Source organism: Stenotrophomonas sp. NPDC077421 (assembly GCF_049545505.1).
GTDB classification, from domain to species: domain Bacteria; phylum Pseudomonadota; class Gammaproteobacteria; order Xanthomonadales; family Xanthomonadaceae; genus Stenotrophomonas; species Stenotrophomonas nematodicola.
Genome location: NZ_JBMWDP010000007.1, coordinates 21,422 through 41,103, shown reverse-complemented (window position 1 = coordinate 41,103; position 19,682 = coordinate 21,422). Strand labels below are relative to the sequence as shown.

Below are 19,682 nucleotides of genomic sequence, written 5' to 3'. Positions count from 1 at the left end.
CCCATGACCGTGGTGCAGCTGCTGCCGGCGCTGCACTCCGGCGGGGTCGAACGCTCCACCCTTGAGATCGCCTCCGCCCTGGTTGCCGCTGGCCACCGGGCCATCGTCGTGTCTGCGGGGGGGCGTCTGGTCGAGCCGCTGCTGGCCAGCGGTGCCGAGCACCTTACGCTGGACATCGGCCGCAAATCGCTGCTGACCCTCCGACACGTCCTGACCCTGCGCAATCTGTTCAACGAGGTCGGCGCGGACATCGTGCACGCGCGCTCCCGCCTGCCTGCCTGGCTGGGCCTGTATGCGGTGCGCAACCTGCCGGCCGCGCGCCGCCCGCACTGGGTCACCACGGTGCATGGGCTCAACTCACCGGGCCGCTACAGCGCGGTGATGACCAGCGGCGAACGGGTGATCTGCGTTTCCCGGTGCGTCCGCGACTTCGTCCGCCAGCATTACCCGGACGTGGACCCGCAGCGCCTGCAGGTGATCCCGCGTGGCGTGGACCCGGCGCAGTTCCCGCGTGTGCCGCGCCAGGACCGCCGCGCGCGGCTGGCCGTGGCGCAGGCACATCCCGCCCTGGCGGGCGAGGCGCCGCTGCTGCTGCTGCCCGGGCGTGGTACCCGTCTCAAGGGGCACCGCCATGCGCTGCAGCTGCTGGCGGGCCTGCACGCCGGCGGCGTACCGGCCCGGCTGTGGATGCCCGGCACCCGCGAACCGGGGCGTGAGGCGTACGTGGCCGAGCTGGAACAGCAGGCGCGCAGCCTCGGCGTGGCCGACGCCGTGCTGATCACCGCGCCCACCGCCAAGATCGCGCAGGCGTATGCGGCCAGCGACCTGGTGCTGCAGCTCTCCGACAAACCCGAAGCGTTCGGCCGCACCGTGGTCGAGGCGTTGTCGGTGGGCCGACCTGTACTGGGCTGGAACCACGGCGGCGTGGGCGAGCTGCTGCAGCACCTGCAACCGTCCGGCGCGGTACCCTTGCACGACAGCGACGCATTGCTGGCGCAGGCCCGCCACCTGTTGGCGCAACCGCCCACGCTGCCGTCGCGCATTCCGTTTACCTTGCAGGCGATGCAGCGTGACACGCTACAGCTCTATGCCTCCCTCGCCGGTTGAGCGGGCCCTGATGCCCGGTTCGCCGGCCTCCCGCGCAGGCCGTTGGGCGCCGTGGTGGGTGATCGCCTTTGTGGCGATGTGGCCGCTGCCCGGCGTCGCCGAAGGCGTGCTGGTGCTCGGCGCGCTGTATGCAGCCGTGCGCATGGTGCAGCTGCGGCTGGCCGGCAAGCAGCGCCTGCTCAGCAGCCCGGCGTGGGCGCTGACCAGCATCCTGTTCCTGGGGTACTGGCTGCCGCAGGCTTTTTCGGCATTCGATGCCATCGATCCGGGCACGGCCTGGCGCAAAACCGCAGCCGGGCTGCGCTATCTGCCGTTCATGTGGCTCGTCGCGATCGCGGTGGCCTCGCCGCAGCGCCGTGCGCTGACCCTGGGCGGCATCGCCACCATCACGGCGGTGTGGACGGTCGATGCGCTGGCGCAGGCCGCGCTCGGCACCAGTCCGCTGTTCTGGTCGCTGGACCAGCTCAAGTGGGCGGTCAGTGGGCACGGTCTGTGCTCGCCGCAGGAAATGGCGGCGGCGGACCGGCTCAGTGGCGTGCTGGGTCCGTGCAACCTGAAATTCGGCCAGGTACTGGCCAGCCTGTCCCCCTTCCTGCTGTTCTCCGCCGCCCGGCGAGCGGGGGTGTGGGGCTGGGCGCTGGCCGCCGCTGCCGTTGGCGCGGTGCTGGTACTGGCCGGTTCGCGCGCGGCCTGGGTGACCTACGGCCTGGTGCTGGTGTTCTCCGGTTGGCGCCTGCTCGGCGCCCGCGCGCTGGTGGCATGCCTGGCGGTCGGGCTGGTGGCGGCGGTGGCGCTGGGCCTGGGATCGACCCAGGTGCGCGAGCGGGTCGCGCGCACGGCGATGGCCTGGGAAGGCGAGGGCGACGGCATCAACCAGGCGCTGTCCGGCCGCGAACAGATATGGAGCGCCGCCGGCTGCATGATCCAGCAGCATCCCTTCAACGGCGTGGGCGCGCGCGGGTTCCGCGATGCCTATCCGGACTGCAATCCCACCCCGGAGCGACCGGAAGTGTGGGGCGATGGCCCGGCGCTGCACGCGCACCAGATCGTGCTGGAAATCCTCGCCGAAACCGGCGTGCTGGGACTGCTGCTGTGGCTCGCTGCGGTCGCCCAGGCCTGGCGTGCCTGGCGCTTCGCGCCGCAGGCCGCACGCGAACGCGCGCGCCCGGCCATGCTGGCGCTGGCGGTCACGGTGTTTCCGTTCAACACCCACCTGGCGTTCTATTCCACCTTCTGGGGTGGCCTGACGCTGCTGCTGGCGGCGCTGTACGCCGGAAGCCTGCTCGCGCGGGATGAGACGGACGCCGAATCACGGTAGAGACGACCGTTGGTCGGCTCTACCGGTAGTAGTCGCTGCGGCCGCCCGGCTGGCGCTTGAAGCGGCGGTGGATCCACAGGTACTGGTCCGGTGCCTCGCGCACCATCGCCTCGATGGCCTGGTTCACGCGGGCGGTATCGGCTTCCACGTCGTCGCTGGGGAAGTTCTCCAGCGGTGCGCCGATCTTCAGGAAGTACTTTCCGCCTTCACGGCGATGGAAATACGGAATGACCGCGCAGCCGGTCATCCGCGCCAACTGGTGGGTTGCGGTGATGGTGGACGCGGTGTGGCCGAAGAACGGCACGAACACGGTGTCCTTGCCACGCATGTCCTGGTCGGGCGCGTACCACAGGAAGCCCCCCTTCTTCAGGTGACGCACAGTGGCGCGGATGTCTTCGTTGGCATACATCGCCTTGGCGTAGCGCAGGCGGCCGAACTTCACCGCCCATTCGTACACCGGGTTGCGGTGCCTGCGGTACATGCCTGACAGGTCCACGTGGTCGCACAGCAGGCGCCCGCACATCTCCAGGGTCATGAAGTGGCCCGAGACCAGCAGCACGCCACGGCCCTCGGCCTGCATGCGCTGGAGGTGCTCCAGGCCTTCGATCTGCACCTGCGGCCGGATGCTGTCGATGCTGCCCCACCAGGCACGGGCAAACTCGAAGATGCCCACGCCGAGCGCATCGAAGCTGTCGCGCAGCAGGCGCTGGCGCCAGGCGTCGTCCTTTTCGGGGAAGCACAGCTTCAGGTTGACCTCGGCCGCGCGGCGGCGGCTGCCAGCCACCCGGTACGCCACCGTGCCGACGCCGCGGCCCAACGCGCGCTGCAGCCACCACGGCAGCCGCGCGACGGCGAAGGCGCCCAGCATCACGGCAAACATCGGCCAGTGGCGCGGATTGCGCAGGGACGGGCGGGTGGCGGTGGACGCGTTATCGGACATGCACCGATTCTAATGGATACGCCCTGGCGGGTGCGTCCACGCGGCCGCTGCGCGTGTCTTTCGCGGGGGGCTCCCGTATCCTCTGCGCATGCGTAAAAGCCCTGTCGAATGGATCCTGCGCGGCCTGTACTCGGTCGTGCTGTACCTGCTGCTGCCCATCACTGTGTACCACCTGGTGTGGCGCGGCTTCCGGGTGCGTGAGTATTTCCAGCGCTGGGACGAGCGCTACGCGTCCTACCCGCACTCCAGTGGCCAGCCGCGGGTGTGGCTGCACGCGGTCTCGGTGGGCGAGGTGAATGCCGCCGCGCCGCTGGTCAATGCGCTGCGCGCGCAGCGCCCGGACATCCGCTGGGTCATCACCACCATCACCCCGACCGGCTCCGAGCGCGTGCGCGCGCTGTGGGGTGATGCAGTGGACCACGTGTACCTGCCGTACGACGTGCCGGGCAGCGTGGGGCGCTTTCTGGGCCACTTCAAACCCAGCCTGGCGCTGATCCTGGAAACCGAGCTGTGGCCGAACCTGCTGTTCGGCTGCCGTGACCGCCGCATTCCGGTGTACATCCTCAATGCCCGCCTGTCGGCGCGCTCGCTGCGCGGCTATCGCCTGCTGCGGCCGTTGATCGGGCGCGCGCTGCGCACCGTGACCTGCGTGGCCGCGCAGTCGGCCGACGACGCCGAGCGCTTCCTGCAGCTGGGGGCCACGCCGGAGCAGGTGCAGGCGCTGGGCAACCTGAAATTCGACATCGCCACGCCGAACGTGCAGGATTTCATCGCGCGTTTCCACGACCTGGTGCCGGCAGAACGCCCGGTATGGATTGCCGCCAGCACCCATGAGGGCGAAGAACAGGCCACCATCGACCTGCATCGCCGCCTGCACGAGGCGGTGCCGGGCCTGCTGCTGTTGTGGGCGCCGCGGCATCCGGAGCGTTTTCCACGGGTGGAGGCGCTGGCCCGCGAGCAGGGCTGGAAGGTCGCCACGCGGCGCCAGCAGCAGTGGCCGCAGGCCGACACCGATGTGTTCGTGATCGATACCCTGGGCGAGCTGATGTCGTTCTACGGGTGTGCCCAGGTGGCCTTCGTCGGTGGCAGCCTGCAGGCGATCGGCGGGCACAACCTGCTCGAGCCCGCTGCGATGGGCACGGCCACGGTGACCGGCCCGCACCTGCACAACTTCGCCGAGATTTCCCGGCGCATGCGTGAAGCCGGGGCGGTGGTGATCGCCGAGGATGCGCAGGGCGTCGGCGATGCGCTGCTGACGCTGCTGCGCGATCCGGATGCGCGCGAGGACATGGCGCGGGCCGGGTGTGCGCTGGTCAGCAACGGCCGCGGCGCGTTGAAGCGCACGGTGGCCCTGATCGGGCCGGCACTGCCGCCGCCGCTGGAGTGAACGCGGCGCTGCGGCGGCTGTTCCAGGCCGGTCATTGCCGCTACTTCATGGCTTCGAGCGGCACCAGCGATACCCACACGAGCAGCAGTGCCAGCCACAGCCAGCGCCAGCAACCCATGCCGCGCCACGCCGCGCGCCAGGCGCCGGGCAGTTTTTCCGGGCTCATGTCGGCCGCCTTCTGGCAGCTGATCGCAGAGAATCCACGGTGCGAAGTCCGTAGAGATACACGCCGGTGAAGCACAGCCCTGTCAGCAGCGTGCCGGCCAGCAACCAGAGCAGCCGGATGGGCCAGCCACCGAAGCTGCCGAAGTGCAGGGGATCCGCCATTTCGGCGATGCGCTGATGGACCCCCAGCGCCCGGCCGTCATGCCTGCCGATCACTTGCCCGGTGTGCAGGTCCACGGCGATGTTGTTGGCCCGCTCGCGCACCAGCCAGGCATCGGCCTCCCCCAGGAACAGGATGCTCCCGCCATCGCGCGCGGGGATGGCGCCGAGGATCTCAAGGCGGGGCCAGTGCTGGTGGACGGTCTCCACCGCGGCATCGACGGCGGTTGGGTCGGCGGCGGCAAGGCGGTCAACGCCGTTGGCCAGTCGCACGGTCGGCGCGGCCGGCGCATCGCCGCCGAGTGACTCGATCAGATACCACGCTCCGGTCAGACCGATCAGCAGCAGAAACCAGAGTGACCAGACCCCGGCCAATCGATGGACATCGCCCCACAGGCGGCGCGGTCGCGAGGCGTCGGGCCGTTTGAAGAACCCGCGCCACCACTTCTTGTAGATGTACAGGCTGCTCAGCAGCGAGAGCAGCAACGGGATGGACAGCGCCGCCACCAGTGGCACGCCCCACGCCACCGGCAGCATCAGGTGGCGATGGGTGTTGCGCAGCAGCCGTTGTGTATTGAGCCAGCCCGTGTCGCCGGTTACCTGCGCGGTGTAGGGGTTGATCCAGACAAAGCGTCGCCTGCCATCGGGGAGGCGCATCTGCGCCCGCGCAGCGAACAGGCGCGTGTGGCCGGCGGAGATGCTTTCCAGTTCCCAGTCCGGGTGTGCCGTCTGTGCGGCATGGATGATGGGCCCCCATCCAGCTTGCTCACCGCTGTCGGCCACGCGGATGGGCGCGTGCAGCAGCCAGTCGATCTCCTGCGAGAATACCGCCAGCGTGCCGGTGAGGCAGACAAATCCCATGAACAGGCAGAGCTTCAGGCCGAGCCAGCTGTGCAGGTCGAACCACAGTCGGCGCCCGCTGCCACTGCGCGCAGGGCGATCGGGATGCGCTGGCGCAGGCGGAGGCATGGGCAGTCTCAGAAGGCGTAGGCGGCTTGCACGTACACGCGGCGAGGCTCACCCGGGAAGTGGCCGGTGCGCTCGGTGAACCCGCTGGCGGCATAGACCCTGTCGAAGAGGTTCTTGACGTTCGCCTGGTACTGCCACTGCTTCCACGTGGTCTTCCAGCTCATATCGAACACGGTATAGGCCTTTACCGCCTGTCCATCCAGGCTGACGCGCTCGCCCACATGATCGGCACCAAAGCCGATGGCGGAGTTGATCGCCGGCAGGTCGTAGCGGGTCCACAGGCCCAGCTTGTTCTGCGGTGCGTTGGCGAAGCGGTCGCCGGAGGCATTGGTGATGCCAGTCGGGCCCATGTCCTTCACACGCGCGTCGTTGTACGCATAGGTCAGATTCACCACCCAGCGCTCGGTGACGTCGGCCAGCAGGTCCAGTTCCATGCCGGTGCTGCGCACCAGCCCAAGTGCCGCCAGCTGGTTCACCCCGTCCACCACGTCACCGGTGGCCTGCACGATGTTGCTGCGGTCGATGCGGTAAGCGGCCATGTTCAAGGTCACGCGATCGGCCAGCAGGGATTTCATGCCGACCTCCCACTGCCTGCTGCGCTCGGCGTCGAACGGGCCGCCCGCGGCGGGGTTCTGGTTGGCCGCGCTTTGGGGCACGAAACCGCTGGCCACGTTGGCGTAGAAGTTCAGACCTTCGCGGACGGTAACGGTGCTGCCCAGCCGCCAGCTGAGGTCGTTGCCATCGACACGGCTGCCGCCAATGCGGTCGTCATCCTTGAAGCCATCCCAGCGCAACCCGGCCAGCACATGCCAGCGCGCGGTGAGCGCCAGTTCGTCCTGCAGGTAAGCGCCGTAGCGTTTACTGCGGGTCGATGTGCTTCGCCAGGGCAGGGCGGCCAAGTTGTAGTCATGCCAGGTGCTGGCCCCATAGACCGGATTGAACAGATCGATGCCGTGTACCGGCCCGGCACCGCGTGCAAGGTCGGCGCTGTTGGCGGTCTGCGCGGTGAAGTCGGCGTCGAGCTGATACACATCGGCACCGAACAGCATTGTGTGTCCGATGCTGCCGGTGTTGATCCGCCAGACCGCGTTGGCGTTGGCGGTGAACGCCTCGTTGTCGCGGATCTGGTTGCGCAGCTGGCGCGTCATCCACGCGGCCACACCATCGCGGTCACGATCAATCAGTCCCATCGGCTCGTGGTACATCTGGTGTTCGTTGTTGCTGAACCAGCGTGCGGCGACGTCCACGTCCAGGTTGTCGCGCGGCGCGAAACGGTACTGCGCCAGCGCCACCCTGGCACGCATGTCGAGGAAGTCGCTGGCCTCGTTGTGGTTCCAGCGGCGGTCGGTGAGGAAATTCCCGGCATCGTCCACCGGCACGCCGCGCAGGCGGTTGCCGCCCAGGTTCTGGGTGATGTCGGTGAACTGCAGGGTCAGCTCGCCGGTGTCGCCCACGTCGACGGCGAGCGAGGCGTCACCGATCACGCTTTCGCTGTCTGCATTCCACCGCACGCCCTGTTCGGCGTCGCTATACAGCCCGGCGCGATAGCGCACGCTGCCCGCAGCGTTCATTGGCCCGGTGGCGTCGATCGATGCCGCGCTGAAATCGTTGTTGCCGGCCTGCAGTTCGATGCGGCGCTCGGGCGTGGCTTTCGGCTTGCGTGTCACGTAGTTGATGACGCCTCCGGCGTCCCCGCCGCCGTAGAGCGCGCCGGCCGGCCCCTTCAGGACCTCCACGCGCTCGATATTGAACAGCTGCGGGACCGAAAAGCCGGCATAAGGATCGCCGCGCAGACCGTCATACAGCACGTTTTCCTGGCGGAAACCGCGCATGGTCACGCCCGCATAGCTGAAGAAGCTGATGCCGCTGATGCTGCGATACAGGTCGGTGACATAGCGGGCGGCCTGGTCTTCAATCAGCTCTCGCGGTACCACCTGGATGGACTGCGGTACCAGTGCCAGCGGCGTGTCCGTACGCGTCCCCACCGCCGCGTCATCCACCCGGTAAAGGGTCTGGGCGCGGCCGAGCACCTGCACCGTGTCCAGCTGCACCGCATCGGAGGACGGGGGGGCGGCGTGGGCCGGGAGGCTGGCCAGGGTCAGGGCGAGGCCCAGCGTAGAGAAACGAAGCGACGGACGATTCATTGCACGGTGAATGGGGGAATTGGTGCGAATGAGAAAGATTAACATGTAGCGGCCCGTTGTTTGCCGCTCGCGCGTTGATCCGGCGTGCTTCAGCCCGAAGCACGGACTGTCGGCACTGTGTTCCCAAGAAAAAGCGCCGACGTTACCGTCGGCGCTCGGGACGTGCGATGGATTGCCAGGGCGGCCATTCCGGAGCCGCGCCCGCCGTCGATCAGTTGACGGTGGTGCTCGGCGTGGCGGCCTTCAGCGTCAGCAGGCGGTTGATGTCCTGCAGTTCGGCGATGTCCAGCGTGCCGATCGCCTGGCCCAGCTGCAGGCGGTTCTGCAGGAAGGTGTAGCGGGCGTTGGCGTAGTCCAGCTGGGCCGAGAACAGGATGCGCTGGTTCTGGATCACGTCCAGCACCGTACGCGTACCCACTTCCAGGCCAACCTGCGAGGCGTCGTACGCGCTCTGTGCCGAGACCACGGCCAGGCGGCGTGCTTCCACTTCGCTGATGCCGGCCACCAGGGTCTGGTACGCGTTGCGGGTGTTGCGGTCCAGGGCGCGCTTCTGCTGCTCGTAGCCATCCTGGGCGATGTCGCGCTGGGCCAGGGCCTGGCGCACGCCGGACTGGGTGGCGCCGCCGGCGAAGATCGGCACGCTCAGGGTCAGGCCGACGCTGTTGGTGCGCAGGTCCGGGTTATAGGAACTGCCGCTGCCAACGCCGGCATCGCCCCAGGTGGCGCTCTTGCCGTAGTTGCCGCCCAGCGACAGGGTCGGGTAGTGACCGCCGCGTGCGGCCGACACGCCGGATTCGGCGGCGCTGACCTTCAGCTCCTGTGCCTTCAGCGCGGGGTTCTGCGCGACGGCTTCGCTCACCAGCTGGTCCACGGTGGCGTACTTGGCCGGCAGTTCCGGACGGAAGTCGGCCGGCAGCGCGCGCAGGTCGGTGACCGGCTGGCCGGTCAGTTCGGTCAGTGCCTGGTAGGCGTCGGCCAGGGTGTTCTGCGCGATGATCGTGTTGGCGCGGGCCTGGTCGTACTGGGCGCGCGCTTCATGCACGTCGGTGATGGGCGCCAGGCCCACTTCCAGGCGCTTGTCGGCGAAGTCGAACTGCTTCTTGGCGGCCGCTTCGTTGGTCTGTGCAGCCGACAGCGATTCGATGCCCACCAGCACGTTGAAGTACGCCGCCGAGGTGCGCACGATCAGGTCGTCGTTGGCCGAATCCAGGGTGAAATCCGCCGCCTTGCTCAGTTCGCGCTGCGACCGCAGGTTGGCGAACTGCGACCAGTTGAACAGCGTCTGGCTGCCCGTGACGGTGTAAGTGCGGCGCTTGCTGGTGGTGCTGCCGGTATTGAAGCCCTGGTCGTCGGTGCGGGTGCGGTTGAGCGCGGCCTCGCCATTGATCTGCGGCAGCAGTGCCGCGCGCGCCTGCACGGCGCCTTCCTTGTCGTACAGACGGGTCGATTCAGCCGCGGAGAGCTGCGGATCGCCGTTGCGCGCCATTTCGTAGACCTGCAGCAGGTCGGCGGCAGAGGCGGTCATCGGCAGCAGGGCGGCGGCCAGCGCAATAGCGAGGGATCGGCGGATCATTGCGGCTTCCTTGGACTCAGAGTTGGAACTGGGGCGCCGGGGCGGCACCGCGCAGGTAGTCGATATCGGTTTCGAACAGCGAATCAATGCTGCCATCGGACTTGACCAGCACCGCTTCCATGACCGGCGAATGGCCGCGGATCACGAACAGGCGGCCACCGGGGCGCAGCCACTGGGTGAAGCGCGCCGGAACGGTCTCCACCGCGGCGGTGATGCAGATCGCGTCGAAACGGCGCTCGGTCTCCCACGCCAGGGCATCGGCGGTTTCAATACGGACGTTGTTGCCCAGACCGGCGGCATCCAGGCGTGCACGGGCGGTGGCGGCCAGGTCCGGTTCGATTTCCAGGCTCAGCACTTCGCGGGCCAGTTCACCCATGCAGGCGCTCAGGTAGCCGCTGCCGGTGCCGATTTCCAGCACTTCATCGCCCGGCTGCAGATCCAGGGCCTGCAGGGTACGGCCTTCGATGACCGGCTTCATCATCTTCTGCCCGAAACCCAGCGGCAGCTCGATGTCGGCATAGGCCAGGGCTTTGTGCGATTCAGCGACAAACGCCTCCCGCGGCAGACGTGCCAGTACATCGAGCACGCGAATGTCCAGTACGTCCCAGGGACGGATCTGTTGTTCAACCATCAGTTCGCGGGCGTGGGCGTAATCGATCATCATGAGGTTCTAATCCAGCGCAGTGGGCCGGCCATTTTACCGGTGCCGGGAGCCGGCGGCGCGCTGAGAGCATCGCTGCCGTCGCGCCGGGGTCGCAGTGCCGGAAGTCACCGCGACCTCCGGTCCATTCATGTTGTTGTCACCGCCCGTGGCGGGTGGCGTACGCCCTCAGGAAAAAGGCGACACTGGCGTCCACATGGGCGTCGGCGTCGCACTCGGCTGGGGCCGGCCGCAGCCCGCACATCATATGCGTATGCAGCTCGCCTTTGATGAGGGTGAAGAACTGCAGCGCCGCCGTCTGGAAGTCGGTGATCTCCAGTTCGCCCCGTTCGGTGCGGGCGCGCAGGAACTCGGCCAGCGCGTCGCTGGTGCGCTGCGGGCCGGCCAGCCAGAACATCTCGCGGATCCGGTCGTCGGTGTCCGGCGCCATCATCACCCGCTGCACGGCCACGGCAGCCGGCGAGGTGATCATGGTGAAGAAGGCCCGTCCGATGCCCACCAGCTGCTCGCGCAGCGCGCCATCGGCATCGGTGACAAACAGTGCATCGGGCAGCATCTCGTTGCAGGTGGACTTCACAGCTTCGGCGAAAAGCGTTTCTTTATCGCCGAAATGACTGTAAACGGTCAGCTTCGAAACGCCTGCCTGACTGGCGATGCTGTCCATGCTGACGCCGCCGTAGCCCTGCTCGACGAACAATGCCTTGGCCGCATCCAGGATGGCCGCACGCTTGCCCAGATCCTTCGGGCGGCCGGGTCCGGCGGCCTTGGCAGGGAGCTTGGGCGGGGGGGCGGAGGACGTCGGATCGATCATGCAAACAATACTAGACCAATCGGTTCGATATTTATACTATACCGGCTGGTTCACTATTGGCCGTCATGGAATAGAGTGTCTCTTCCGTGCGGCTTCCCCGGTATTCAAGGTCCAGGACCTCATGAACAACTTGCGATGGATGGGCGGTGGGCTGCTGGCGGTGATGCTGGCGGCGTGTGGCAAACAGGATGCCGAGCCGGTGGCACCGATCCCGGTGCTGGTGGTGCATCCGGGCACGGTCGATGGCCAGGGGGTGGCGGCCTATCCGGGCGAGGTGCGTGCGCGCGAGGAAAGCCCGCTGTCGTTCCGGGTCGGCGGCAATCTCATCAAGCGCCATGTCGATGCCGGCCAGCGCGTGCGCAAGGGCGAGGTGCTGGCCGAGCTGGACGCGGCCGACTACGCGTCCCAGGCAGCCGCTTCGCAGGCCCAGCTCGCGGCCGCCGAGGCCGATCTGGTGCGCGCCCGCGACGATCAGAAGCGCTATGCGGCGCTGGCCGAGCAGCAACTGGTCAGCCGCTCCGCATTGGATGCGCAGACCGCCGCCTTCAAGGCCGCGCAGGGCCAGGCCAACGCCGCCCGCGCCAACCTCGCCGTGTCGCGCAATCAGGCCGGCTACGCGCAGCTCCGCGCGCCGGCCGATGGCGTGATCGCCAGCCGCCAGGCCGAGGCAGGGCAGGTCGTCAGCGCGGGGCAGACTGTGTTCACCCTGGCGGCTGACGGTGGCCGTGAGGTACTGATCGCGCTGCCGGAAAGCAGCATCCGCGACTACAAGGTCGGCCAGCCGGTCCAGGTCGAGCTGTGGAACCGCCCGGGTCAACTGCTGCCAGGCACCCTTCGCGAAATCGCCCCGGCCGCCGATGCCCAGGCGCGTACCTATGCCACCCGCGTGAGCCTGGCGCCCGAAGCGCTGGGCGAAGTGGAACTGGGCCAGAGCGCGCGCGTATTTGCCAGCGCCGGTCGCAGCGGCGCCCTGCAGTTGCCGCTGGCGGCCGTGCAGCGCGGTGCCGACGGCAAGGGCAGCGTGTGGGTGGTGGATGCGGCCAAGGGTACGCTGAAGGCGGTGCCGGTGACCGTCGGCGCCTACGGTGCCGAGTCGGTGCCGGTGCTGTCGGGGGTGGGTCCGAACGACTGGGTGGTCGCCGCCGGCGGCCATCTGCTCCGCGAGGGCCAGGCGGTGACGGCGGTGGATCGCCAGAACCGACCGGTGCTGGCGCCGGCCAAGGCCGCCGCGCCGGCCGCCCCGGCCAAGGGGCACTGACCCCGTGCGCCGTTTCAATCTCTCCGAGTGGGCGCTGGGCAACCGCCCGCTGGTGCTGTTTGCCATGCTCGCCTTCGCCGTCATCGGTGCCTGGTCCTACAAGCATCTGGGTCAGTCCGAGGACCCGCCGTTCACCTTCAAGGCAATGGTGGTGCGCACGCTATGGCCCGGCGCCACCGCCGAGCAGGTCTCGCGCCAGGTCACCGAGCCGATCGAGAAGGCGCTGATGAACACCGGCGAGTACGAGTTCATCCGGTCGTACTCGCGTCCGGGCGAATCGCAGGTGATCTTCATGGCCCGCGACAGCCTGCGCTCCAGGCAGATTCCGGACCTGTGGTACCAGGTGCGCAAGCGCGTGGGCGATGTCCGCGCCACGCTGCCGCAGGAGATCGTCGGGCCGTTCTACAACGATGAGTTCGGCGACACCTTCGGCAACATCTACGCGCTGACGGGCGAAGGCTTCGACTATGCGGTGATGCGCGATTACGCCGACCGCATCCAGCTGGAACTGCAGCGGGTACCGGACGTGGGCAAGGTCGATCTGGTCGGCCTGCAGGACGAGAAGGTCTGGATCGAACTGTCCAACACCAAGCTGGCCACGCTGGGCGTGTCGCTGCAGCAGGTGCAGCAGGCGCTCGCCGACCAGAACGCGGTGACCGGGACCAGCTTCTTCGAAACCCCGACCGACCGCGTGCAGCTGCGCGTGACCGGGCAGTTCAACAGCATCGAGGACATCCGCCAGTTCCCGATCCAGGCCGGCGAACGCACGCTGCACCTGGGCGACATCGCCGAGGTCAAGCGCGGCTTCGCCGACCCGGCGTCGCCCAAAATGCGCTTCATGGGCGAGGATGCGATCGGCCTGGCGGTGGCGATGAAGGACGGCGGCGACATCCTCAAGCTCGGCGGTACGCTCGATGCCGAGTTCGAGCGCCTGCAGAAGACGCTGCCGGCCGGCATGCAGCTGCGCAAGGTCTCCGACCAGCCGCACGCGGTGGAGGAATCGGTCGGCGAGTTCGTGCAGGTGCTCACCGAAGCGGTGGTCATCGTGCTGCTGGTGAGCTTCTTCTCGCTGGGCCTGCGCACCGGCCTGGTGGTCGGCGTGACCATCCCGCTGGTGCTGGCGATGACATTCTTCGTCATGCATTACTTCGGCATCGGCCTGCACAAGATCTCGCTCGGCGCGCTGGTGCTGGCGCTGGGCCTGCTGGTGGACGATGCGATCATCGCGGTGGAGATGATGGCCACCAAGATGGAGCAGGGCTACGACCGCCTGCGCGCGGCCAGTTTCGCCTGGGAATCGACCGCCTTCCCGATGCTGACCGGTACGCTGATCACCGCCGCCGGCTTCCTGCCGATTGCCACGGCCGCCTCCAGTACCGGCGAGTACACCCGCTCGCTGTTCCAGGTGGTGACCATCGCGCTGGTGGTGTCGTGGATCGCCGCGGTGCTGTTCATTCCCTATCTCGGCGACAAGATGCTGCCGGACCTGTTCAACCCGCAGCCGCCCAAGCCGACCAGCCTGGCCGGACGCTGGCGCGCGCGGCGCGTGCAGTGGGCGGACCGCCACCCTGCCTTCGCGCGCTGGATCGCGCCGAAAGAGCACGCGCACGACCACGACCCGTACCAGCGCCCGTTCTACACGCGCTTCCGCCGCTTCCTGGATGCCTGCCTGCGTCATCGCTGGTGGGTGATTGCGGCGACCATCGCGCTGTTCGTGTCCTCGCTGATGCTGTTCCGCTTCGTGCCGCAGCAGTTCTTCCCGGATTCGACCCGGCCCGAACTGATGGTGGACATCGAACTGGCCGAAGGCGCGTCGCTGGCCGCCACCCAGGCACAGGCGACCAAGCTGGAGAAACTGCTGAAGGGCCGCGATGGCATCACCAACTACGTCGCCTATGTCGGTACCGGTTCGCCGCGCTTCTACCTGCCGCTGGATCAGCAGTTGCCGGCCACCAACTTCTCGCAGTTCGTGGTGCTCACTGCCGATGCCAAGGCCCGTGAGGCGACCCGTGACTGGTTGATCAAGGACGTGATCAAGCAGTTCCCGGACGTGCAGATGCGCGTGACCCGCCTGGAGAACGGCCCCCCGGTCGGCTACCCGGTGCAGATGCGCGTCTCGGGCGAGCACATCGCACAGGTGCAGGCGATCGCACGGCAGGTCGAAGCCAAGGTCCGCGAAAACCCGCACGTGATCAATGTCAATCTGGACTGGAGCGAACCGAGCAAGGTGGTGCGGCTGGTGATCGACCAGGACCGCGCACGCGCGCTGGGCGTGAGCAGCGCCCAGGTGGGCCAGTTCCTGAGCAGCTCGTTGTCGGGCATGCGGGTGAGCACGTATCGCGAAGGCAATCGCCAGATCGAGATGCTGCTGCGCGGGCCGGACAATGAACGCGCCCAGCTGGACCTGCTGGCCAGCCTGGCCATTCCGACCAGCAGCGGCACGCCGGTGACGCTGTCGCAGGTGGCCCGCCTGGAGTACGCCTTCGAGGACGGCATCATCTGGCACCGCAACCGTCTGCCGACGGTGACCGTGCGCGCCGACATCGGCGATGGCATGCAGGCACTGGACGTGGTGCAGCAGATCCTGCCGACGCTGGACGGCATCCGTGCGGATCTGCCCAGCGGCTATCTGCTGGAAACCGGCGGCACCGTGGAGGACTCGGCACGTGGGCAGGACTCGATCAAGGCCGGCATGCCGCTGTTCCTGATCGTGGTGGCCACATTGCTGATGCTGCAGCTGCGCAGCTTCTCGCGTGCGGCGATGGTGCTGGTCACCGCGCCGCTGGGCATCATCGGCGCTACCTTGTTCCTGCTGCTGTTCCGTGCGCCGTTCGGCTTTGTCGCTCTGCTCGGCACCATCGCCCTGGCCGGCATGATCATGCGCAACTCGGTGATCCTGATCGACCAGATCCAGCAGGACATCGACGCCGGCCACGATCGCTGGCACGCCATCATCGACGCCACCGTGCGCCGCTTCCGCCCGATCGTCCTGACCGCGCTGGCCGCGGTGCTGGCGATGATTCCGCTGTCGCGCAGCGCGTTCTACGGCTCGATGGCAATCTCGATCATGGGCGGCCTGATCGTCGGCACCGTGCTGACCCTGGTGTTCCTGCCGGCGCTGTATGCCGCGTGGTTCCGGGTGAAGCCGGATGAGGCGAAGAGCACCGGGGAGTAACAGGCGGCGGCGCGCAACCGAACCGGTGGGAGCCTCAGAACGCCTTCACCGGCATCAATAGAGCCGACCGTGGGTCGGCTGCTCTCCGGACCGGCACCTTGCCAGACACGGCTCTGGCAAGGAAGGGGGACGGAATCAGGTGCGCAGGTGCGCCAGCACCGCCTCGGTGGCCTGGGGGGTGCTCACCGCCGCGCCCCCGGCCGCCAGGTCGGCGGTGAACACGCCGACATCCAGCGCCGCATGCACGGCCGCTTCCACGGCCGCTGCTTCCGCTTCCAGCCCCAGTGAATGGCGCAGCAGCATCGCCGCGCTGAAGATCGTGGCGTAAGGATTGGCGATGCCCTTGCCGGCGATGTCCGGGGCCGAGCCGTGGATGGGCTCGTAGATGCCTACCGCGCCGGGTTCACCCAGTGACGCCGACGGCAACAGGCCGAGTGAACCGGCCAGCATCGAGGCTTCGTCGGTGAGGATGTCGCCGAACATGTTCTCGGTCACGATCACGTCGTACTCGCGCGGCTTGGCCAGCAGGTGCATGGCCATCGAATCGACCAGCTGGTGTTCCAGCGCCACGTCCGGGAATTCCTCGCGCCCGATCCGCGCGGCTACATCGCGCCACAGACGTGAGGTTTCCAGCACGTTGGCCTTGTCCACCGAGGTGACCTTGCCGCGACGGGTCCGCGCCAGCCGGAAGGCGGTGCGCAGCACGCGCTCGATCTCGCCCACGCTGTAGCTGCACAGGTCGCTGGCGCTGTCGGCAGTGCGGGTCTTCTCGCCGAAGTAGATGCCCCCGGTCAGCTCGCGCACCACCACGACGTCCACCCCCTCGAGCAGCTCGGCCTTGATCGGCGAAGCACCGAGCGCGGCCGGATGGGGGCGCACCGGGCGCAGGTTGGCGTACAGCCCCAGCGCCTTGCGGATCGCCAGCAGGCCCTGCTCCGGGCGTACCGTGGCATTCGGGTCGGACCACTTCGGGCCGCCCACGGCGCCAAGCAGAATCGCGTGGGCGGTGCGGCAGGCCTCCAGCGTGACGGCCGGCAACGGCTCGCCATGACGGTCGATGGCGATGCCGCCGATGTCGTGTTCGGTGAAACGGAAGGTGTGGCCAAAGCGTTCGGCTACCGCGTCCAGCACCGCCAGGGCGGCAGCGGCGACTTCCGGACCAATGCCGTCACCCGGCAGTACGACAATCTCAGCGTGCATGTTCACTCTCGTAACGTTCGATTTCAGAGGTACGGCCCAACAGATACCCCAACTGGTCCACGCCTTCCAGCAGGCAGGTCTGCGAGAAGCCGTCCAGCGGGAAGGGGTAGACGCGACCATCGGGCGTGCGCAGCGCGCGCGCGGCGATGTCGATGGTCAGGGTGTCGTCAGGACGCTGCATCAGCGTCTGCACGTCGGCCTCGTCCAGCACGATCGGCAGCAGCCCGTTCTTCAGCGCATTGCCGCGGAAGATGTCGGCGATCTCGCTGCTGACGATGGCGCGCAGGCCCAGGTCGGTCAGCGCCCACGGCGCATGCTCGCGCGAGGAACCGCAGCCGAAGTTGCGGCCGGCCAGCAGGATGCTGCGCCCGGCGTTGTGCGCCTGATTGAATGCAAAGTCCGGATTGGGTGTGCCATCGGCCCGCCAGCGCCAGTCGTTGAAGGCATGCTTGCCCAGGCCGGCGCGTTCGGTGGTGGACAGGAACCGCGCCGGGATGATCTGGTCGGTGTCGATGTTGGTTTCGCGCAGCACCACGCTGGTCGAGGTCAGGGTACGGAAGCCGCTCATCAGGCCACCTCCTGGGCGGCATACAGGTCACGCGGGTCGGACACCCGTCCGTTCACCGCAGCCCAGGCCGCGGTCATCGGCGAGGCCAGCAGCGTGCGCGAGCCCGGGCCCTGGCGGCCTTCGAAGTTGCGGTTGCTGGTGCTCACCGCCAGCTGGCCGGGGGCGACGAGATCGCCGTTCATGGCGATGCACATCGAGCAGCCCGGCTCGCGCCACTCGGCACCCGCGCCGCGCACAACCTCGTGGATGCCTTCTGCCTCGGCCTGGCGCTTGACGATCTCCGAACCGGGCACCACCAGCATGCGTACGCCTGCCGCGACACGGCGGCCACGCAGCACGTGCGCCACCTCGCGCATGTCGCTCAGCCGTCCGTTGGTGCACGAGCCGACGAACACCACGTCCACCGGCGTGCCGGCCAGCGTCTGGCCTGCCTGGAACTGCATGTAGTCCAGTCCCTTCTGGTCGGCGGCGTCGTTGGCGGCCGGGATGGGCCGGTCCACCGCGATGGCCGTGCCAGGGTGAGTGCCCCAGGTCAGGGTCGGACGGATGTCGCCGGCATCGATATGCACCTCCGCGTCGAAGCGCGCGCCCGGATCGCTGCGCAGCTGCGTCCAGGCGGCCACGGCGGCATCGAACGCCGCCCCCTTGGGGCCGCGCGGGGTGTTGGCGACCCAGTCGAACGTGACCTGGTCGGGCGCGACCATGCCGGCGCGGGCGCCGGCCTCGATGGACATGTTGCACAACGTCATGCGCTGTTCCATGTCCATTGCCTCGATGGCGCTGCCACGGAATTCCAGTACATGGCCGGTGCCTCCGTTGACCCCGATCACGCCGATGATGTGCAGCACCACGTCCTTGGCGCCCACGCCCTGCGGCAGGATGCCATCGACGGTGATCGCCATTGTCTTCGCCTTGCGCTGCAGCAGGCACTGGGTGGCCAGCACATGGCCGACTTCGCTGGTGCCGATGCCGAAGGCCAGGGCGCCGAATGCACCGTGCGTGGAGGTGTGGCTGTCGCCGCAGACGATGGTCATGCCCGGCTGGGTGAACCCCTGTTCCGGAGCGATCACGTGCACGATGCCGCGGTTGGCCGACTGCATGTCGAACAGTTCGATGCCGTGCTCGCCGCAGTTGCGCGCCAGCATCGCCACCTGGGCTTCGGAGGCGGCGCTGGCGTAGGGCAGCCTGCCATCCGGGCTGGCCGGCAGGGTCGGGGTGGAGTGGTCCATCGTCGCCTTGGTCCGGTCCGGCCGGCGCGGCGACAGGCCGCGCTCGCGCAGTTCGGTGAACGCCTGTGGCGAGGTGACTTCGTGGATCAGGTGCAGGTCGATGTACAGCACGGCAGGCGCGCTGTCCGATTCGGGTACGACGACGTGGGCGTCCCACAGTTTGTCGTACAGGGTGCGGGGAGCTGGGGTCATGGAATGGCCTTGCTGTGGTTCGTGATACGGAAATTCATCGGATCGGCAGGCGCGCGTCGAAGCGCAGGCGCACATAGTCTGCGCTCCACTGGCCGCGCGCATCGCGCCGGGTGGGCGCCAGCAGCGCCACGGCATCGTCGAGCACGCGCTGTCGCTGGTCGGCTGCCAACCCGACCAGGAAGGGGGAGGCGAAGGTGCGCAGCCAGCCCTGCATGCCGGTCGGCAGGACGGTCGGGCGTGGCAGGCACTCGATGTAGCGCACGCGGAAGCCGTGCGCGCGCAGGCGGTCCGCGTATGCATCGGCGGTCGGGAAATGCCAGGGGAACGCCGGTACGACGTGGCCGTTGCTGGCCAGCGCGGCCTGCAGGGCGCTGGTGATGGCGGCCACATTGCCGTGTCCGCCCATCTCGGCGACGAAGCGGCCGCCGGGTGCCAGCGCGCGGCGCACGCCCTCGATGACGCGGTCCGGCTCGCGCATCCAGTGCAGGGCGGCATTGCTGAACACCGCATCGAACTGGCGGTCGAAGGTCAGGGCATGGGCATCCATGATCTGCGCGGCGACGCCGCGCGCGCGCGCGGCGCCGACCAGCTCCGGCGCGGCATCCACGCCGGTGACATGCGCACCGCTCAGGGCCAGGTCGAAGCTCAACACCCCGTCGCCGCAGCCCAGATCGAGGATGCGCTCACCGCGTTGCGGATCAAGCAGCCGCGCCACCGCGCCGCCGAGAAGCGGTACGAAGCCGGCGTCGATGGCGTAGTCGTGGGCGTTCCAGCACTGGCCGGCGGCGGGGATGTCGTAGCTGTCGAAGGCACTCATGGCAACTCC

General features: G+C 68.3%; 16 protein-coding genes. 5 read left to right on the top strand and 11 right to left on the bottom strand.

Annotated elements, in window-relative coordinates; translation table 11 throughout:
• Positions 1-3: 3 nt before the first annotated feature.
• Positions 4-1,107 (top strand): glycosyltransferase, encoded by a 1,104-nt coding sequence (locus ACPEH1_RS05455; protein ID WP_423666444.1) that lies wholly within the window; start codon positions 4-6, stop codon positions 1,105-1,107.
• Positions 1,088-2,425: an O-antigen ligase family protein gene (locus tag ACPEH1_RS05450; RefSeq protein WP_423715429.1), complete on the top strand. Its 1,338-nt coding sequence runs from the start codon at positions 1,088-1,090 to the stop codon at positions 2,423-2,425. The genes ACPEH1_RS05455 and ACPEH1_RS05450 overlap by 20 nt, the downstream gene beginning before the upstream one ends.
• Before the next feature lie 19 nt (positions 2,426-2,444).
• On the opposite strand, the gene ACPEH1_RS05445 is transcribed toward ACPEH1_RS05450, so the two are convergent.
• Positions 2,445-3,365 carry an LpxL/LpxP family Kdo(2)-lipid IV(A) lauroyl/palmitoleoyl acyltransferase gene (locus tag ACPEH1_RS05445; protein ID WP_017355402.1) on the bottom strand — a complete coding sequence of 307 codons (921 nt, stop codon included), beginning with the start codon at positions 3,363-3,365 and terminating at the stop codon, positions 2,445-2,447.
• A gap of 88 nt (positions 3,366-3,453) precedes the next feature.
• Between ACPEH1_RS05445 and waaA the strand changes: the two genes are divergently transcribed.
• Positions 3,454-4,752 carry a lipid IV(A) 3-deoxy-D-manno-octulosonic acid transferase gene (gene waaA / locus ACPEH1_RS05440; RefSeq protein WP_423715394.1) on the top strand — a complete coding sequence of 433 codons (1,299 nt, stop codon included), beginning with the start codon at positions 3,454-3,456 and terminating at the stop codon, positions 4,750-4,752.
• A 40-nt stretch (positions 4,753-4,792) separates the two neighbouring features.
• Here the strand turns inward: waaA and ACPEH1_RS05435 are convergent, their stop codons facing one another.
• From ACPEH1_RS05435 to ACPEH1_RS05410, 6 genes are all read right to left on the bottom strand, one after another.
• The gene (locus ACPEH1_RS05435; RefSeq protein WP_017355400.1) at positions 4,793-4,918 is read right to left on the bottom strand and encodes a hypothetical protein; all 126 of its coding nucleotides are present in this window, start codon (positions 4,916-4,918) and stop codon (positions 4,793-4,795) included.
• Positions 4,915-6,045 carry a PepSY-associated TM helix domain-containing protein gene (locus ACPEH1_RS05430; RefSeq protein WP_313218023.1) on the bottom strand — a complete coding sequence of 377 codons (1,131 nt, stop codon included), beginning with the start codon at positions 6,043-6,045 and terminating at the stop codon, positions 4,915-4,917. The genes ACPEH1_RS05435 and ACPEH1_RS05430 overlap by 4 nt, the downstream gene beginning before the upstream one ends.
• A gap of 8 nt (positions 6,046-6,053) precedes the next feature.
• Positions 6,054-8,189, bottom strand: a complete 2,136-nt coding sequence (locus ACPEH1_RS05425; RefSeq protein WP_262071235.1) for a TonB-dependent siderophore receptor — start codon at positions 8,187-8,189, stop codon at positions 6,054-6,056.
• 211 nt (positions 8,190-8,400) lie between these two features.
• Positions 8,401-9,762 carry a TolC family outer membrane protein gene (locus ACPEH1_RS05420; RefSeq protein ID WP_017355397.1) on the bottom strand — a complete coding sequence of 454 codons (1,362 nt, stop codon included), beginning with the start codon at positions 9,760-9,762 and terminating at the stop codon, positions 8,401-8,403.
• 16 nt (positions 9,763-9,778) lie between these two features.
• On the bottom strand, positions 9,779-10,426 hold the full coding sequence (locus ACPEH1_RS05415) for a protein-L-isoaspartate O-methyltransferase family protein (protein WP_017355396.1): 648 nt from the start codon (positions 10,424-10,426) through the stop codon (positions 9,779-9,781).
• Between the two features lie 136 nt (positions 10,427-10,562).
• Positions 10,563-11,234 carry a TetR/AcrR family transcriptional regulator gene (locus ACPEH1_RS05410; protein ID WP_017355395.1) on the bottom strand — a complete coding sequence of 224 codons (672 nt, stop codon included), beginning with the start codon at positions 11,232-11,234 and terminating at the stop codon, positions 10,563-10,565.
• 121 nt (positions 11,235-11,355) lie between these two features.
• On the opposite strand from ACPEH1_RS05410, the gene ACPEH1_RS05405 reads away from it, so the two are divergent.
• Together ACPEH1_RS05405 and ACPEH1_RS05400 are read left to right on the top strand one after the other, a co-directional pair.
• Entirely contained in the window at positions 11,356-12,492 is a 1,137-nt protein-coding gene (locus tag ACPEH1_RS05405; protein ID WP_017355394.1) for an efflux RND transporter periplasmic adaptor subunit, read from the top strand.
• A 4-nt stretch (positions 12,493-12,496) separates the two neighbouring features.
• Positions 12,497-15,667, top strand: a complete 3,171-nt coding sequence (locus ACPEH1_RS05400) for an efflux RND transporter permease subunit (protein ID WP_423715393.1) — start codon at positions 12,497-12,499, stop codon at positions 15,665-15,667.
• A gap of 135 nt (positions 15,668-15,802) precedes the next feature.
• On the opposite strand, the gene leuB is transcribed toward ACPEH1_RS05400, so the two are convergent.
• From leuB to ACPEH1_RS05380, 4 genes are read right to left on the bottom strand one after another with little or no spacing between them, the layout of a single operon-like run.
• Positions 15,803-16,867: a 3-isopropylmalate dehydrogenase gene (leuB, locus tag ACPEH1_RS05395; RefSeq protein ID WP_423715392.1), complete on the bottom strand. Its 1,065-nt coding sequence runs from the start codon at positions 16,865-16,867 to the stop codon at positions 15,803-15,805.
• Positions 16,857-17,435 carry a 3-isopropylmalate dehydratase small subunit gene (gene leuD / locus ACPEH1_RS05390; RefSeq protein ID WP_262071238.1) on the bottom strand — a complete coding sequence of 193 codons (579 nt, stop codon included), beginning with the start codon at positions 17,433-17,435 and terminating at the stop codon, positions 16,857-16,859. The genes leuB and leuD overlap by 11 nt, the downstream gene beginning before the upstream one ends.
• A complete protein-coding gene (gene leuC / locus ACPEH1_RS05385) occupies positions 17,435-18,856 on the bottom strand; it encodes a 3-isopropylmalate dehydratase large subunit (protein WP_423715391.1) in 1,422 nt (473 codons plus the stop codon). The genes leuD and leuC overlap by 1 nt, the downstream gene beginning before the upstream one ends.
• A gap of 34 nt (positions 18,857-18,890) precedes the next feature.
• Positions 18,891-19,673 (bottom strand): class I SAM-dependent methyltransferase, encoded by a 783-nt coding sequence (locus ACPEH1_RS05380; protein ID WP_423715390.1) that lies wholly within the window; start codon positions 19,671-19,673, stop codon positions 18,891-18,893.
• Positions 19,674-19,682 lie beyond the last annotated feature (9 nt).

Coding starts and splice junctions, on each gene's coding strand:
- ACPEH1_RS05455 (WP_423666444.1), top strand. CDS start 4: ATGACCGTGGTGCAGCTGCTGCCGGCGCTGCACTCCGGCGGGGTCGAA.
- ACPEH1_RS05450 (WP_423715429.1), top strand. CDS start 1,088: ATGCCTCCCTCGCCGGTTGAGCGGGCCCTGATGCCCGGTTCGCCGGCC.
- ACPEH1_RS05445 (WP_017355402.1), bottom strand. CDS start 3,365: ATGTCCGATAACGCGTCCACCGCCACCCGCCCGTCCCTGCGCAATCCG.
- waaA (WP_423715394.1), top strand. CDS start 3,454: ATGCGTAAAAGCCCTGTCGAATGGATCCTGCGCGGCCTGTACTCGGTC.
- ACPEH1_RS05435 (WP_017355400.1), bottom strand. CDS start 4,918: ATGAGCCCGGAAAAACTGCCCGGCGCCTGGCGCGCGGCGTGGCGCGGC.
- ACPEH1_RS05430 (WP_313218023.1), bottom strand. CDS start 6,045: ATGCCTCCGCCTGCGCCAGCGCATCCCGATCGCCCTGCGCGCAGTGGC.
- ACPEH1_RS05425 (WP_262071235.1), bottom strand. CDS start 8,189: ATGAATCGTCCGTCGCTTCGTTTCTCTACGCTGGGCCTCGCCCTGACC.
- ACPEH1_RS05420 (WP_017355397.1), bottom strand. CDS start 9,762: ATGATCCGCCGATCCCTCGCTATTGCGCTGGCCGCCGCCCTGCTGCCG.
- ACPEH1_RS05415 (WP_017355396.1), bottom strand. CDS start 10,426: ATGATGATCGATTACGCCCACGCCCGCGAACTGATGGTTGAACAACAG.
- ACPEH1_RS05410 (WP_017355395.1), bottom strand. CDS start 11,234: ATGATCGATCCGACGTCCTCCGCCCCCCCGCCCAAGCTCCCTGCCAAG.
- ACPEH1_RS05405 (WP_017355394.1), top strand. CDS start 11,356: ATGAACAACTTGCGATGGATGGGCGGTGGGCTGCTGGCGGTGATGCTG.
- leuB (WP_423715392.1), bottom strand. CDS start 16,867: ATGCACGCTGAGATTGTCGTACTGCCGGGTGACGGCATTGGTCCGGAA.
- leuD (WP_262071238.1), bottom strand. CDS start 17,435: ATGAGCGGCTTCCGTACCCTGACCTCGACCAGCGTGGTGCTGCGCGAA.
- leuC (WP_423715391.1), bottom strand. CDS start 18,856: ATGACCCCAGCTCCCCGCACCCTGTACGACAAACTGTGGGACGCCCAC.
- ACPEH1_RS05380 (WP_423715390.1), bottom strand. CDS start 19,673: ATGAGTGCCTTCGACAGCTACGACATCCCCGCCGCCGGCCAGTGCTGG.